General features: G+C 64.9%; 14 protein-coding genes. 9 read left to right on the top strand and 5 right to left on the bottom strand.

The features are described from left to right. Positions 1-62 precede the first annotated feature (62 nt). Both K8O92_25205 and K8O92_25210 read left to right on the top strand, forming a co-directional pair. Positions 63-2,162, top strand: coding sequence for an FAD-dependent oxidoreductase (locus K8O92_25205; GenBank protein UAK31119.1), 2,100 nt, complete (start codon positions 63-65; stop codon positions 2,160-2,162). A gap of 235 nt (positions 2,163-2,397) precedes the next feature. Then, positions 2,398-2,946, top strand: a complete 549-nt coding sequence (locus K8O92_25210; protein ID UAK31120.1) for a hypothetical protein — start codon at positions 2,398-2,400, stop codon at positions 2,944-2,946. Positions 2,947-3,207: 261 nt separating this feature from the next. On the opposite strand, the gene K8O92_25215 is transcribed toward K8O92_25210, so the two are convergent. The 3 genes from K8O92_25215 to K8O92_25225 all read right to left on the bottom strand — a co-directional run bounded on the left by K8O92_25215 (position 3,208) and on the right by K8O92_25225 (position 5,711). Next, entirely contained in the window at positions 3,208-4,725 is a 1,518-nt protein-coding gene (locus K8O92_25215; GenBank protein UAK31121.1) for an aminotransferase class V-fold PLP-dependent enzyme, read from the bottom strand. Positions 4,726-4,899: 174 nt separating this feature from the next. Beyond that, positions 4,900-5,436 (bottom strand): hypothetical protein, encoded by a 537-nt coding sequence (locus tag K8O92_25220; protein ID UAK31122.1) that lies wholly within the window; start codon positions 5,434-5,436, stop codon positions 4,900-4,902. Beyond that, positions 5,433-5,711, bottom strand: coding sequence for a helix-turn-helix transcriptional regulator (locus tag K8O92_25225; protein UAK31123.1), 279 nt, complete (start codon positions 5,709-5,711; stop codon positions 5,433-5,435). Before K8O92_25225 ends, K8O92_25220 begins: the two co-directional genes overlap by 4 nt. 431 nt (positions 5,712-6,142) lie before the next feature. Between K8O92_25225 and K8O92_25230 the strand changes: the two genes are divergently transcribed. The 7 genes from K8O92_25230 (at position 6,143) to K8O92_25260 (ending at position 12,689) form a co-directional block, all read left to right on the top strand. Continuing rightward, positions 6,143-6,784 (top strand): CatB-related O-acetyltransferase, encoded by a 642-nt coding sequence (locus tag K8O92_25230; GenBank protein UAK31124.1) that lies wholly within the window; start codon positions 6,143-6,145, stop codon positions 6,782-6,784. Further along, positions 6,781-7,647, top strand: coding sequence for a virginiamycin B lyase (locus tag K8O92_25235; GenBank protein UAK31125.1), 867 nt, complete (start codon positions 6,781-6,783; stop codon positions 7,645-7,647). The genes K8O92_25230 and K8O92_25235 overlap by 4 nt, the downstream gene beginning before the upstream one ends. Before the next feature lie 417 nt (positions 7,648-8,064). Then, positions 8,065-8,925 (top strand): haloalkane dehalogenase, encoded by an 861-nt coding sequence (locus K8O92_25240; GenBank protein UAK31126.1) that lies wholly within the window; start codon positions 8,065-8,067, stop codon positions 8,923-8,925. Between the two features lie 271 nt (positions 8,926-9,196). Next, complete coding sequence (locus tag K8O92_25245; GenBank protein ID UAK31127.1) at positions 9,197-9,868, top strand: S1 family peptidase; 672 nt, start codon at positions 9,197-9,199, stop codon at positions 9,866-9,868. 234 nt (positions 9,869-10,102) lie between these two features. Further along, positions 10,103-10,537, top strand: coding sequence for a hypothetical protein (locus K8O92_25250; GenBank protein UAK35935.1), 435 nt, complete (start codon positions 10,103-10,105; stop codon positions 10,535-10,537). A gap of 85 nt (positions 10,538-10,622) precedes the next feature. Next, positions 10,623-11,003, top strand: coding sequence for a hypothetical protein (locus tag K8O92_25255; protein ID UAK31128.1), 381 nt, complete (start codon positions 10,623-10,625; stop codon positions 11,001-11,003). Positions 11,004-11,450: 447 nt separating this feature from the next. Continuing rightward, positions 11,451-12,689: a lipase family protein gene (locus tag K8O92_25260; protein UAK31129.1), complete on the top strand. Its 1,239-nt coding sequence runs from the start codon at positions 11,451-11,453 to the stop codon at positions 12,687-12,689. Between the two features lie 145 nt (positions 12,690-12,834). On the opposite strand, the gene K8O92_25265 is transcribed toward K8O92_25260, so the two are convergent. Both K8O92_25265 and K8O92_25270 read right to left on the bottom strand, forming a co-directional pair. After that, positions 12,835-13,335 (bottom strand): DUF3237 domain-containing protein, encoded by a 501-nt coding sequence (locus K8O92_25265; GenBank protein ID UAK31130.1) that lies wholly within the window; start codon positions 13,333-13,335, stop codon positions 12,835-12,837. Further along, entirely contained in the window at positions 13,332-13,736 is a 405-nt protein-coding gene (locus tag K8O92_25270) for a nuclear transport factor 2 family protein (GenBank protein ID UAK31131.1), read from the bottom strand. Before K8O92_25270 ends, K8O92_25265 begins: the two co-directional genes overlap by 4 nt. Positions 13,737-13,796: the final 60 nt, after the last annotated feature.

A 13,796-nucleotide genomic window follows, 5' to 3' on the forward strand; every position in this document is an offset into this window, starting at 1 on the left:
CCACGCCCCGAACCGGGTGTGAAATCGAAACGCCGGTGGGTCAGCCGATTTAAACTTGGAGCTTGTCTGTTTCGGATCTCGGAATGGTCGCTTGGGTAATATGCGAATATTGTAGAACGTGCTCTCTCGCAACGCCTTTCCCCGATACTGTGACGATGGAGCACCTGAGTGATTTTTCACCGAGCAATGGCTTGGAGCCCACTCTCGCGGGGCAGGCAACGATCGGCGACGCTGCCATCGCAAAGAGGCCGTCGAGCGTGCTCGTAGTGGGTGCGGGTATCGCGGGATTGACTGCGGCACAATGTCTTCAGAAGCGGGGCCATGCGGTGACCGTGCTGGAGGCGCGCAGCCGGATCGGCGGCCGGATCTGGACCGACAGCGACGGTGTCGACCTGGGCGCGCACTGGATACACGGTACGGAGGGCAATCCGATCACAGAGTTGGTCGAACAACTCGAAATCCCGCATAGCTATGTCGGCGGCGACAGTTCCTATACCGGTGGATTCGATAGCCTGACGCTGTTCGGACCCGATCGGCAGATCAGCCCCGCGACGGTGAAGAACCGGACACTGGAACTCGCCGACGAATTACTCCACGAACTGGAGCGACGCGCGGAGATCGCCCGGCGCAGCGGACATCCCGATGTGCCGCTCGCTGCGGTCATCGACCAAATCATCGCTGAAGCGGGCCACACTGACGACGATGAACAGGGCATCCGCTATCACCTCAATGTGATTCTGCGCGAGGACGTCGGTGAGGATCCCGGCGGCCTCTCGTTCAAGTTCTGGGAAGACGGCTACCGCGTCTACGGTTATGGCGACAGCGTCCTGCACGGCGGCTACCAGGCGGTGGTCGATGCACTCGCCGAGGATCTGACCATCGAACTGGAAACCGTTGTGCGCCGGATCGAGACCGGCGACGGCTCGACGCCGGTGCGGGTGACAACCGACCTCGGCGTCTACGAAGCCGACAAGGTTCTGGTCACCGTACCACTCGGCGTCCTCAAGTCGAATGGGATCGAGTTCAGTCCGCTACTGCCGGAAACCAAACGTCATGCCATCGACCGCGTCGGGTTCGGCGTGCTGAACAAGATCGCCTTGCATTACGACCGAATCTTCTGGCCTGCGGAGCAATACGTCTTCGGTTATTTGTGCCGTGAGACCGACAGTTACCCGACCGTTGTCATCAGCATGTGGAAGTCGCACGGTAAGCCGATTCTGGTGCTGCTGCTCGGCGCATCGCTCGGGCGCGACTCGGAGTCTTGGACCGATTTCGAGGTCCAGAATTACGCTGTCGGCGTCGTGCGGGATATCTTCGGCACGAACACTCCGGAGCCCAGGCATGTTTCCCGAACGGCGTGGTCATCGGATCCCTACGCGCTCGGTTCCTACGCCTGCATCGGTGTCGATGCTTCCCCGCGCGACCTCGACGCGCTCGCCGAACCCGTCGGCGCGCGCCTGTTCTTCGCGGGCGAGGCGACCAACAGTTACCACTGGGGTTGCGTCCACAGTGCCTACGAGTCGGGTCTACGCGAAGCGGCCCGAATCGCCGATGACCCGTCGATCTACAGCCCGCCGAGCACCGAGACCTCGCGCCGACAGCGCCGCGATATCGACCGCATGAAACGCTTCGCGCGAATGCGTATGAAGCACCTCGGCTTCGACTGTCTGAGAGCTCGCGTGGCGTGCCTCAGCGATGGTGTGGACCCCTTCGGCGTGCCGTTGTTCGCGCCCCTTGTCGACGCCGACCTCGAAACCCTTGCCTCCATGTTCGATGAACTCACCTACGCCCCCGGCGACCCCATCTGCCGCGAAGACGACACCGCCCACGGCGTCTACGTCGTCGCCGAGGGTGACGTGGAGGTCGATTTCGGCGGTGTCTACGACCGCGCCGTACTGGCCAGAGGCAGTATCCTCGGCGGCCACGACCTGTTCTTCGACGCCAGAACCGCCGCCGTCACCGCCGTGACCGCAGTCCGTCTCTACTACCTCGACCACTACCGTTACAAAACGTTCCTCTACGCATTCCCGGATGTCATGATGATGATGCTCGCCGACCTCGTCACCCGCTGGGAGCAACTGGAACAGGTCCTCGGCGCCGCGGCACTGACGGGGGCACGCCGAATGCTGCAGTCCAGGCACAGCGGCGACATCGCGTTCTGACGCACGCGCCGTCCAGAGGAGCAAGCCCGTTTCAGGTGTAGCGCCGGTCCGACCGCGGAGAGAGGTATAGCCAGCGTTGCTCGCCTCTGCCGCCTGGTCGTGTGCAGGCCCGGCCGGACTGCGAGTTTCCGGTCGTCTCCGCAACGCCGCGGGGCGTGGGGAACCGGTTCCGCGGTCGGTAGCCGGTTAATGTCTGGAGCGGACGTCAGGCAAGCAGGAACGACCAAGGAGACGCATGTTCACTCGATATCGTCTGGCCGGAGCCGTTGTTCTCGCAAGCGCGTCGCTCGGGGTGATCCCGTTCGCAGCCCCGGGCATCGCTGCGCCGCCCGGTGGCACTACCGCGGTCCCCATCATCACCTGCACCGAACACGGCACTGTGAACTGGGCCGGATCGGGGTTGGGTTCGTTGCCGTCGAAGGTCGAGTGGACGGCTACCGCCCAATTCACCGACTGTACGGGGACTGCCGTCGACGAGGGGCAGCCGTACCCGGTGAGCATGGACGAGCAGGGCTTCGAAGTCGCATCGTGCGACGGGAAAGTCAACATCCACCAGGGCACCGGGACCATCACTTGGTCCGATGGCAGCACCAGCACGATCAGCAGCGCGGCCGCGGGCAATCAGAGCAAATCCAAGGGCTCGGGTCCGGCCTTGTTCCCGATCGTGATCGTATCGGGTACCTACGCGGGACATACCGCATCCGATGACAACACCGTGACCACCGACCAATCCTGTCCCGGCGTCACCGAAGCGGAGCTGGTCGGCACATTCACCGTCTACTGAATGCCCGAGATGGGTGAGCACGCCGCCGAAGGGTGCTTCGGCGGCGTTCACGTACGCGGTGTCCAGCGCCGCCGGACCGGACTGCTGTGATGGCGCCGGATGGTCGGCGTCACGCGGGTGCACCGCTGCGTCTCACCCTTCCGCTGCCGACGACCTGGCGCCGCGTGAACCGGCTGGCAATCGGGCCAGCAACGAGACAGTCGGCCGGCAGTGGTGGCCGAACTACCCCCTCCGGGGCAACGCGGCATCACCGCGGCCGAGTCAGTATCGTGCGCTGCCAGCGCGTTCACTCAGCAGCGCCCACGCGGCGGCGACATGCTCGCCTCGGGTGGCAGTGCCGCCGATGGCCAGCCGAAGTGCGAACGCACCACGAACCCTCGTGTGTGACAGAAACACTCGTCCGGTCGCGTTGACCGCATCGAGCAGTTCCCGATTCGCCGAATCGTCTCCGCGCAGCCGGAAACAGATCAGCGACAGCGGATGCGGAGCCAGCACTTCGAAGCGCTCATCCGTTCCGACCCAGGAGGCGAACTGCTGGGCCAGTGCCACACTGTGCCGAATATGCTCGCGCAGCCCGGCCGCGCCGTACCAGCGGATCACCGCCCACAACTTCAACGCCCGGAACCTACGTCCCACCGGCACCTGCCAATCCCGGTAGTCCACTACTGCACCCGATTCGCTCGCACCGTTGCGCAGGTATTCCGGCAGCACCGACAGCGCGCCGGTCAGAGCGCCGCGATCCGCGACGTAGCAAGCGTCGAAGTCCAGGGCGGTGAGCAGCCATTTGTGCGGGTTGGTCGCATACGAATCGGCGAACTCGGCCACGCCGGCATGGATCCACCGCAGCTCCGGACAGATCGCCGCGACGCCCGCATACGCGGCGTCCACATGCAGCCAGGCGCCGTACTCGCGACAGACCGGGCCGATGAGTTCCACCGGATCTATCGCACCAGTGGACGTCGTGCCTACCGTCGCCATCACCAGCACGGGAGTGAACCCGAGACCCACGTCGTGTTCGATCGCGGCACGCAGTGCCTGCGGGTCCATCGACAGGTCGGCGCTGGTCTCGATGAAACGCACCGCCGAGGAGCCCAGACCGGTGGTGCGCGCGACCTTCTCGAAGCCACAGTTGGCCTCGGCGGAGGTGTAGACGACGTAGCGCCCCAGGCCGATACCCTCCTGGGCCACCTGCCCGCCAGAGGCCCGGTGCAGCGCCGCGAGCAGCGTGACCAGCATCGCGGTGGAGGCACTGTCCTGAACGACGCCGCCGCCGGTGCCTGCGAAGGTGAAGCGTTCGGGCAGGCCGATCAGCCCGGCAAGCCAGTCGAGGACATGCTGTTCCAACCCGGTACAGGCCGGACTGGTCTGCCAGAGCATCCCCTGCACGCCCAATCCGGAGGCCAGCAGATCGGCCAGCGCCGCGGGACCCGACGCGCCCGTCGGGTAGTAGGCGAAAAAACCGGGATGCTGCCAATGCGTCAAGCCGGGCACGATAATGCGATCCATATCGTCGAGCAGGTCGGGAAACGGCTCACCCAACTCCGGTGGCGATGACGGCAGTTGCGCACGCACCGCACCGGACGGCACCGTCGACAACACCGGCAGGGACTCCAGCCGCTCCCAGTAGTCGGCCACCCAATCCACCACCGCGCGACCGTGTTCCCGAAACTCCGCCGCAGTCATATGCCGAGGCGGCGCATGGTCCACGGGCTGTGTGCACAGGGCGCAGGACGCACTCACGTCCTGGTGGGTGTGGAACTCCGAACGGGTGGTCGCCACAGTCAAAGGGTAGAGCTCGGCGCACAGATCGGTGCCGAGCGGTGGCAATGCGTGTCGCTCGGACGAAACCGTTGCCCGCCAGACTCGACACGACCCGCCACACACGTCGGCGCAATGAGCGCCCAGTACGTTCGTTGAGAAGCAGCAGCATCAAGTCTCCGGCGAGCAGGTTCATCACTCGTCCTCGGCTTCCGCGTCGGGGCGGGTCCAGGCCAGGATCATTGTTGGGGTGCAACCGCCGACAAGCAGCGCGGTCAGCAGCATCACCCCGCCCGCGTAGGCGGACTGGATATTGTCGAGGTCGGTGAATCCGCCCACGACGATCAGCCAGATCGCAGGAATCATCGCCAGCGTCTGGGTGAGGGTGAGCCCCACTGAGCGAGCCGCGTTGCGCTGCTCGATCTCCCATTCGTCCAGAGCGCCGACGGGCGCGTCGGCTTGGCGTCCCGAGACGATCTGCAACGATATCCACAGCGGAAAGAACAGCAGACATATCGGCGCCCACAGCAGGGGTCCCCGCTCCAGACCGCACGCGATCAGCACCGCGACGACCGTCAGAGCCAGGAACATCGTCGCGAGGGCCACCACCAGCAACCGGCGGCGGCGCCGCGTCCGCCACCGCGGCAACATGTGGGCCCAGCGCTCGGCGTAGACCTCGAACCGGCGTGTCCGGCGAGCCTGGTAGCGCTCCAGCAGGTTCGGGTGCGTCATCGAATATCCCCTCCGTCGTTCCGGTAGACCGCCGTGGACAGCGGCGCGAATTCTTCCCGCGAGAACACCGCCTCGACCGGCAGGCCGAACACATCGCAGATCCGCAGCGCCAGATCGAGACTCGGATAGTGATCGCCTCGTTCCAGCGCCCCGACCGTCTGCGGATTCACCTCGATCGCCTCGGCAAGCTGGGCCCGGCTCATTCTCCGCTCGGCGCGTAACACCCCGATGCGGTTGTAAATAGGAAGATTTTTCCCACGCTTCACAGGGGTCATACAACTAAATGTTGCATAAACACAACAGTTCGTCAAGGTTGGAAGCAGCCCGCTGACGGTGAGCTACGAAGGCGTCGGCAGCCGCGAGGGCGTCGCGTGATGCTCACAATTGTTCTCTGAACCAGCATTTCGCTGACTTGTCGATACCCCGGCAACCTCGGTGCTCAGATGCCGCAGCGCAGCAGGGCTTCGCCCAGGGTTGCGGCTGGGGACGTCGTCGAGGACGGCGAGCCCCGAAGGGGAGGCCGAGGGTGTGACAGATTCCTATCTCGTCGCCGCCCGTAGCGTGATGACCATGTTCGACACCAACGAGCCGGCCAGGCGGTGATCGTCGGGCCGGCCGTGATGGTCACCGAGCAGGGGCCGTCTCGCCGCGTCCGCAACTCCCTCGATAGCTTTCCCGCAGACATCCCTTCACCAGGAGCTGGAAGTTGACACCTGATCCGACGACCGTCCATCCCCTGCCTGCGCACGAGCGGGTGGTTTTCCTCGCGCCGCTGATCAATTCGCCCAAGATCGTGGTCGGCGACTACACCTACTATGACGACCCGGACGGCGCGACGGAGTTCCAGTCCCGCAACGTGCTTTACGCCTACGGTCCGGAGCGGCTGGTCATCGGCAGATACTGCGCGATAGCCGCTGGCACGCGGTTCCTGATGGCCGGCGCCGAGCACCCGACGGTGGGCGTGTCCACGTTCCCCTTCACCATGTTCGGTGGTGAGTGGGCTGACAAGACTCTCGACATCGTCATGGGCATGCCCAGCCGGGGCGATACCGTGGTCGGCAACGACGTGTGGTTCGGCTACCAGGCCACCGTCATGCCCGGTACCACCATCGGGGACGGCGCGATCATCGCGACCGGCGCGGTGGTCACCGCGGACGTGCCGCCGTACACGATCGTCGGCGGGAACCCGGCCCGTCCGATCCGCCGACGCTTCGACGATGCCGACATCGAGCGCCTGCTCCGCGCCGCCTGGTGGGACTGGCCGACCGAACTCGTCACCGAGCACGCCCGCACCATCATGGCCGGCTCTCCTGCCGACATCGTCCGCATCGCGGAGGGAATCCGATGACCACTATCCAACACAACGCCGTGCCCGGCGGTGGCCCGTACGCGATCACCACGGGCCCGGATGACGCCCTGTGGTACACGCTTGTCCGGAGTGGACAGATCGGCAGGTTGGTGCCCGGCGGTGAACCGGAGAACCACCAACTCGACCTGGACTGCGGGCCGACGATCATCGCGTCCGGCCCGGACGGTGCGTTGTGGTTCACGGAGTACCAGGCGCACCGAATCGGCCGGATCACGACAGGAGGCGAGATCACGGAGTTTCCGTTGCGGGAGTGTGGGCCGTTCGGCATCGCCGCCGGACCCGATGGTGCGTTGTGGTTCACCGAGACCACCGCCGATCGCATCGGCCGGGTCACCACCGAGGGTGCGGTTACGGAGTTCCCGCTCCCGACCACGGGCGCGTTCCCGTCCGCGATCACCGTCGGCCCGGACAGTGGAATGTGGTTCACCTTGAACCAGACCAATGCCATCGGGCGGATCGACATGGACGGCAGCATCACCGTCCACCCGCTACCGACCGAGGCCGCCGCGCCGGTAGGGATCACCGCGGGGCCGGACGGCGCGTTGTGGTTCGTCGAGATCGCCGCCGGACAGATCGGTCGGATCACCACTTATGGCCGAGTCACCGAGTTCCCGCTACCCGACCGGGCGGCCCGACCGCACGCCATCACCGCCGGACCGGGTGAAGCACTGTGGTTCACAGAGTGGGGCGGCAACCGTGTCGGGTCCATCACCACCGATGGCGTGATCGAGACATACGACCTGCCCATCCCCGGCGCCGAACCGCACGGCATCACCCTCGGTCCCGACGGTGCATTGTGGACGGCACTCGAAACCGGCGCACTCGCCCGCATCACGGTTTGACCGCCGACTGCCGCACGAAGGTGCGCCTGCCTGCACCCCACCGCCGACCACGCCGGTTCGGCCACGTCGACAAGCGTCCGGGCGCACCGGCTGTCGCAGTTCCCCTTCCGTGTGGCGCTGTCACCGGGGAAGTCGGGGCCGAGAGACGCGGTGGCTGTGGGGTCGCGCCGACAGGAGTACTCCGCTGCCGTGTGCTCGCTGAACGGGGCAACCAGCCGAGCCGGCCGCACCGCGTGCGCCCGCGTTGACATGTCGGTGAGATCGTTCGGATGCAGTTGGCGCGTGGGTGGAAGCAACTGAAGGTCCATTGAGCCCGGCAGCGATAGCGCCGGGGGAGCGGCTTCGGCGCAATCGGCTAGGGGCCGGTGCTGAGCGGGACAGCGCATGTAGTCTCGCGCAGAGGGAGGGGGCTGCTCAATGCTGATCGACTTTGTTCCCGATGGGAACCTGTATCCATTCGCGTCGCGCTGGTTCGACTCGTCCGTCGGCCGCGTTCACTACATCGACGAGGGGGCCGGACCAACGTTCCTGTTCTGTCACGGCGCTCCGGCGTGGAGCTTCCTCTACCGCCACATCGTGCAGGCCCTGCGCGATCGGTACCGCTGTGTCGCCGTCGACTACCCGGGCTTCGGATTGTCCGAACGGCCCATGGGTTTCGGTTACACCATCGCCGAGCACACCGCGGTCCTCGGCGAGTTGATCGATCATTTGCAACTCGATGGCTTCGTCGTGATGGGACACGATTGGGGCGGACCCATCGGTCTGGGCGCGGTCACCGCGCGGGCGGACCGGGTGAGAGGGATCGTTCTGGGCAATACCGTGTTCTGGCCGATCGAGGCAGTCGCCAACCGGGCGTTCAGCATGATCATGAGCAGCCGTCCGATGCAGTGGCGGATACTCGAACACAACTTTCTCGTCGAGCGCGTGTTGCTCGCTGAGCTGAAGTACAAACTCACCGCGGCCGAGGCCGATCACTACCGCGCGGTGCAACCCACCGCCGAAGCCCGTCGCGGACTCGCCGTCATGCCCGGGCAGATTCGTGCCGCGCGTCCACTGCTCGAGCGACTCGCCCGGGACGTACCTGCCCTGCTCGGCGACAAGCCGACCCTGTTGGTGTGGGGAATGCGTGACATGGTCTTCCGGCCGAGCGCCTGTGTCCCACGAATGCGCGCCGCCTTCGCAGATCTCGAAGTGGTCGAGTTGCCGCGCACTCGTCACTTCATCCAGGAACACGAACCGCGTGCGATCACGGAAGCGATCGCGAAGCGTTTCTCGTAAGTGGGATCCGATCACGAGGCGTTGACGCCGGAACCCGGCCAATGGCGGCCCTCTCCGAGCAGTCGGCCCGTGCGTACACGCGCGATCTCCCACATGTACCAACCGGTTTCCGCCTCGTCGGCGTGGGTAGTTCCGCTGGACGCGCGAAAGTACGCGCTTGGTTCGGACTTCGGCCGTGGGAGACGATGCGGATGTCGAGTTTGTCGACGGCAGTACCGGGTACGGCACGCGCCGAGTCGCGGGCGCTCTGCTCGGTCCGGTTGGAGGAACAATGACTCATTCGCTGATGAAGGTTGTCGCCACGGCGGCGCTGGCGTGCGGCCCGGTCTCGGTCGGCGCAGGCGCGGCAGTCGCTGTTCCGCAGCTACCGCTGCCGCCGATAGGCGGTGGATCGGGAATCGTGATCGACGACGAAGCCGAGTGCACGCTGACCACTATCGGCCACGACGCAGACGGCCGGTTGGTAGGTCTGACGGCGGGCCATTGCGGCGAACCCGGGGCGCGCGTCACGTCCCTGACCTATCCCAGCTACGGGGTGCTGGGGCGCTTCGTCCACGCCGATCACGAACTGGATTACGCGATCATCGAATTCGATTCCGCACGTGTCGTTCCCGCCCGGGAGGTCGGTGGGTTCCGCATCGACGGGCTCGGCGCTCCCGCGCAGTTCCCCGACGTCGTCTGTAAGAAGGGCCGCACTACCGGTCGAACCTGTGGTGTCGCCTGGGGCGACATGATGGGCGACAGCAGGGACACCTGGACCCAGATGTGCGTGCTCAAAGGCGATTCCGGCGCTCCGGTGGTGATCGGTTCGACCCTGGTCGGCATGGTCAACGCCTACTTGGGCATGGGGTGTCTAGGGCCCGAGGTAGGAACCGACATCAACGCCATCGTCACCGACATCGACTCCCGCAACGACATAGGCGCCGGATTCCGCCCCATCTGATCCGCACGAATCGATCGACGCCCGGCCCGCCTGAGGGTATCCAGCGAAGGCGATGCGCACCGGATCGGGAATACGTCGAGGACGAATGCGCGGCGTAGCCAACGGCGCCGCTCCAGCATGGTGTCGCGTCCCCAACGATCGCACCTCAGTAACAACATCTGCCGGTGACCCGACAAACCGTCCATGACTCTCACTCACGGGCAGCTGCAACAGTTTTCGGTCCGCGCCGGTGTCATCGCAGCGGTGACCGCCGCCGGGGTGGTCGGGCTCGCGGCGCCGTCTACCGCCATTCCGCATGATCCGGGCTTTCCGTTCTCGCCGACCCTGACACGCCTGGTTCCGACCAGCTGCTCCGCGATCATCGACGCGGTCACCGTGCGGCAGGAGAAGCCCGGCACGTTCGGCGTGCGGGTGAACGTCACCCAGACCGGGGAGAGCTGCTCGGACTGGAAGGTCGCTGTTCGCTTCAAGAACCTGGATACCGGGTACGCGGACGGGCAGCAGCACCGCGTCGTGAACGGCGTCGTCCAGAACACGGTGGACGGCGTGATCGTCGGTTTCGGCACTGCGCCGGGCGCCGGCCGGGTGGAGGCTCGCATCGTCGCGCTGGACGCGAACGACAGGGAGATGGAGCAGATCTCGGGGACGGCGACGTTCACGCTGAGCTGAGCGCGGTGACCACCAGCTGCCTACGCGACTGTGCGCGATCAGGTCAGTAGCTCGAAGGCTCCGACACGACCGCACGCTCTCGGCCTTGTTCATCAGCGACAACGGACGGCTCCGGCTGGGCGGCTCGATCCACGCTCACAACGGTGAGATCACACGACTCGCACTCAGCGCGGATAGCCGGACGCTGTACACCATCGGCGCAGACAACACCCTTCAAACGCTGGGATCTCATCCGCCTCGTCGACCTGCTCGACGACCCGATCTCTGGCATGTCAGCTGCAGTGAGGAATGGATCGCGAAACCTGAAATCCGTTCGTGGTCGACCAGCCGCACCGTGATACCTGCAACTGCACATCTCGAAGCCGCCGACGTGCGGCGCGGAAGGTCGCCCTCACAGCGGCTCGGAACACTCCCGATCGCGCTCGACTCGTCCATCGCGTGGCTGCATGCCGGCTGGTGGCTCTGATCGGCCGGAGATCACGGTGAAATGGCTCGACCCCGGCATGCTCGCCGATCTCCGCGAGGTCGGCGCCATACGGATCTGCGGGCCGGATAGCCAAGTGAGCAAGTTTCCAGGTGGCTACGCGGGACCTACCGTCCGGTGCTCGTAGACGGTGCTCCGTGTTTCATCCGGAAGGTGGGAAGCGCAACTCGATCAATTATTCGTACGCTCTCTTTGTTCTGCGCGTAGTTCGGCGCAACGGGTTCCTGGAAATTTCAGGAGGATTCAGCTGCAACGTCAGGTCCCGGACAGGCAGGTGATTCGCCCGCATGGGTGGTGAGTCATCTGGACTCGTATCAACAGCTACCGGTACGGGATGTTCTGTCCCCGATACGGACGTGGCGTGTGAATTCGCGTCAACGCTTTTCTCCTCTCTGTTTCGGGTGAAACTCATACGGCAAGGAGCGGAACATGACTGCACAATCCACGACGATCAACGAGCCGACTCTGCAAGACAAGATCACATACCAGCTGTGCGAGTACGCGAATCTGGTCAACAGCATCAGCAAGGAAGACAGCGACCTGGAGGGGACGCTCTATCAGAAGATACAGCAGTATCTCGACACCAACCAGGAGGTCATCGGAGGGTGGGAGATCGTCTGGGGTCCGGGAGTCGCGTTGTTCGACACCGACTTGTACGCGGTCAACGCCCTCTACATGGTGCGAAGCATCGAGGATCGCTCCCGGTACGTGATCGCCATGGCCGGCAGCAGTGATGCACTGGTCTTCGACTGGCTCGTCGAGGACTCCTTCATTCTCCAGACCCCGTGGTTCGCGAATAGCGCCGCCATGCACACGATCGGCACGGCCATCGGGGTGAAAACCCTCATAAATCTCAAACCCTCCGGGCCCCGTCCCGGTGCCGGTCACACCTTGCCCGAGTTCCTGAGCACGCTCGGCGACAAGGCGATCGAGCTGACCGTCACCGGCCACAGCCTCGGTGGTGCCCTATCACCCACACTGGCCCTGTTCCTGCGCGACACCCAGTGGCTATGGGACAATTCCGAGAAAGCCAGGATCAGCGTGCTCTCGACCGCCGGACCGAGTTTCTGCAATCAGGAATTCGTCGACTACACCAGCCAACGCCTGCAACGAGTGCAGCGCTACGCCAACGACCTCGACATCGTCCCGCACATGTGGAACCCGCCCGACATCGATGGCGCCAAGGCTCTCTACTCCAAGAACAACCAGCCTGCTCCCGATGGTATGAAAGTTGTCTTCGACTTGCTCAAGACGCAGGCGTCCGTATCAGGCCAATACGCACACTTCGACCCCACCAGCGTGTTCCAAGGCACGTTCAACAATGAGATAAGTCAAGCGCAAGGCTCGACGCCGGATGATTTGTACTTCGGACAGGTGGGGTACCAGCACATAGACGGCTACCATGATTTCTTCCAAATCAAAGGCGTTCAGTGGCCGCAGGGCGTCGTAGCCCTCCCGCCGGTCGGCACCGACACCGTGATGAACCGCATCCTGGCCTTGGCCGGTCTACCGCTCGGCGACGGTGCCGGAAAGGTACTGGCGAACCGTCGGCCGGTGACCATCCCGATCAACGGACAGCCCGTGGAGCTGCCCACCGACCACGACAGCCCCGAAGCCAAGAAACTCGCGGACCGCGTCACCGCCGAGTTCGACCCCACCGCCGCATGAACTGATGCCCCGGGCCCCGCACTCGGTGGCACGCGAGCTTCGATCCGGTGGAGCGTGAAAGCGCTCCACCGGAGGCAGGACGTGGCGGTAGACTCCGGCGACAACAGAAAGGTCGACGAGGTCGCGCGTCGGGGCGAAGTGCTCCTTACAGAATCCGATACATCCGATGGTCGATGCGGCCGTGACCGTATTCGCCGTAGCCGACCACGACCAGTCCGCACAGCCACGAGTAACGCTCGTCGGAGGTCTCGAACCTCGGCGTCGGTCGCACATAGCTCTCATCGACCGATAGCCGGTGCCCGTCGGCCAGACGCTGACGACCATCGGGCGGGAACCGGAGTACTCCGTTCGACTCGTAGTGGATGAGGACACCGTCGTGGGTGCGCAGGGTCGCGCGAACGTCCATGCGACTGATCCCGTCGGCTCCCAGCCACACCCAGTCACCGCCCCCGGGCAGCATTTCACCCCGGAAGCCCGGCCCGTTGAAACGGCCGCCCTTGGTCACGAAAGTCATACGGGTACCGAGCGGGGTCGAAATCACCTGGGCTGGTTCCAGGTCGATGCTGAGATCGCAGAGATGCTCGACCGGCAACGCATCGAGCAACGGCCGGTCGAATATCGGCGTGGTCGTCTCGGCGGTGGTCATGCGGCCTCCTCGAACGCGGCCTTCAGCTCGGCGAAGTCGAAGAAAGTGTCCTTGCGCGTGACGAGGCCGTCGGATGCCACCTCGACGACGTCGAGGCAGTGGACGCCCCGACGATCTTCCCCGGGCCGCTGGAAGGTCAGCGTCCAGTCCAGAACCCAATGCCCGCTGCCGAACAGCAAGCGTCGCTGCTCGAAGCCGAAGCCCGGGTAGAGCTCGAAGACGTACGCGAACTCGCGCCGCAGGGCTTCGCGGCCATGGACTGCGGCACCGCGTCCATGGGCCTGGAACTGCGAATCGGGGGTGTGGAGAGCGACGATCGCGTCGATGTCGTGCGCCTCCCAAGCGGCGAAATAGCGCTTCGCGATCGCGGAAGGATCCAGTGCCGTCGATGGGGTTGTCATGGAACTCCTCAGGTCGAATACGACGACGCTAGGGCGATACGATCGTATACGTCAATACGT

This window comes from Nocardia asteroides (assembly GCA_019930625.1).
Taxonomy (GTDB): domain Bacteria; phylum Actinomycetota; class Actinomycetes; order Mycobacteriales; family Mycobacteriaceae; genus Nocardia; species Nocardia sputi.

Excerpts from the sequence above, each read along its gene's own strand:
- K8O92_25210 (UAK31120.1), top strand. The coding sequence starts at position 2,398 with ATGTTCACTCGATATCGTCTGGCCGGAGCCGTTGTTCTCGCAAGCGCG.
- K8O92_25220 (UAK31122.1), bottom strand. The coding sequence starts at position 5,436 with ATGACGCACCCGAACCTGCTGGAGCGCTACCAGGCTCGCCGGACACGC.
- K8O92_25225 (UAK31123.1), bottom strand. The coding sequence starts at position 5,711 with ATGACCCCTGTGAAGCGTGGGAAAAATCTTCCTATTTACAACCGCATC.
- K8O92_25235 (UAK31125.1), top strand. The coding sequence starts at position 6,781 with ATGACCACTATCCAACACAACGCCGTGCCCGGCGGTGGCCCGTACGCG.
- K8O92_25240 (UAK31126.1), top strand. The coding sequence starts at position 8,065 with ATGCTGATCGACTTTGTTCCCGATGGGAACCTGTATCCATTCGCGTCG.
- K8O92_25245 (UAK31127.1), top strand. The coding sequence starts at position 9,197 with ATGACTCATTCGCTGATGAAGGTTGTCGCCACGGCGGCGCTGGCGTGC.
- K8O92_25260 (UAK31129.1), top strand. The coding sequence starts at position 11,451 with ATGACTGCACAATCCACGACGATCAACGAGCCGACTCTGCAAGACAAG.
- K8O92_25265 (UAK31130.1), bottom strand. The coding sequence starts at position 13,335 with ATGACCACCGCCGAGACGACCACGCCGATATTCGACCGGCCGTTGCTC.
- K8O92_25270 (UAK31131.1), bottom strand. The coding sequence starts at position 13,736 with ATGACAACCCCATCGACGGCACTGGATCCTTCCGCGATCGCGAAGCGC.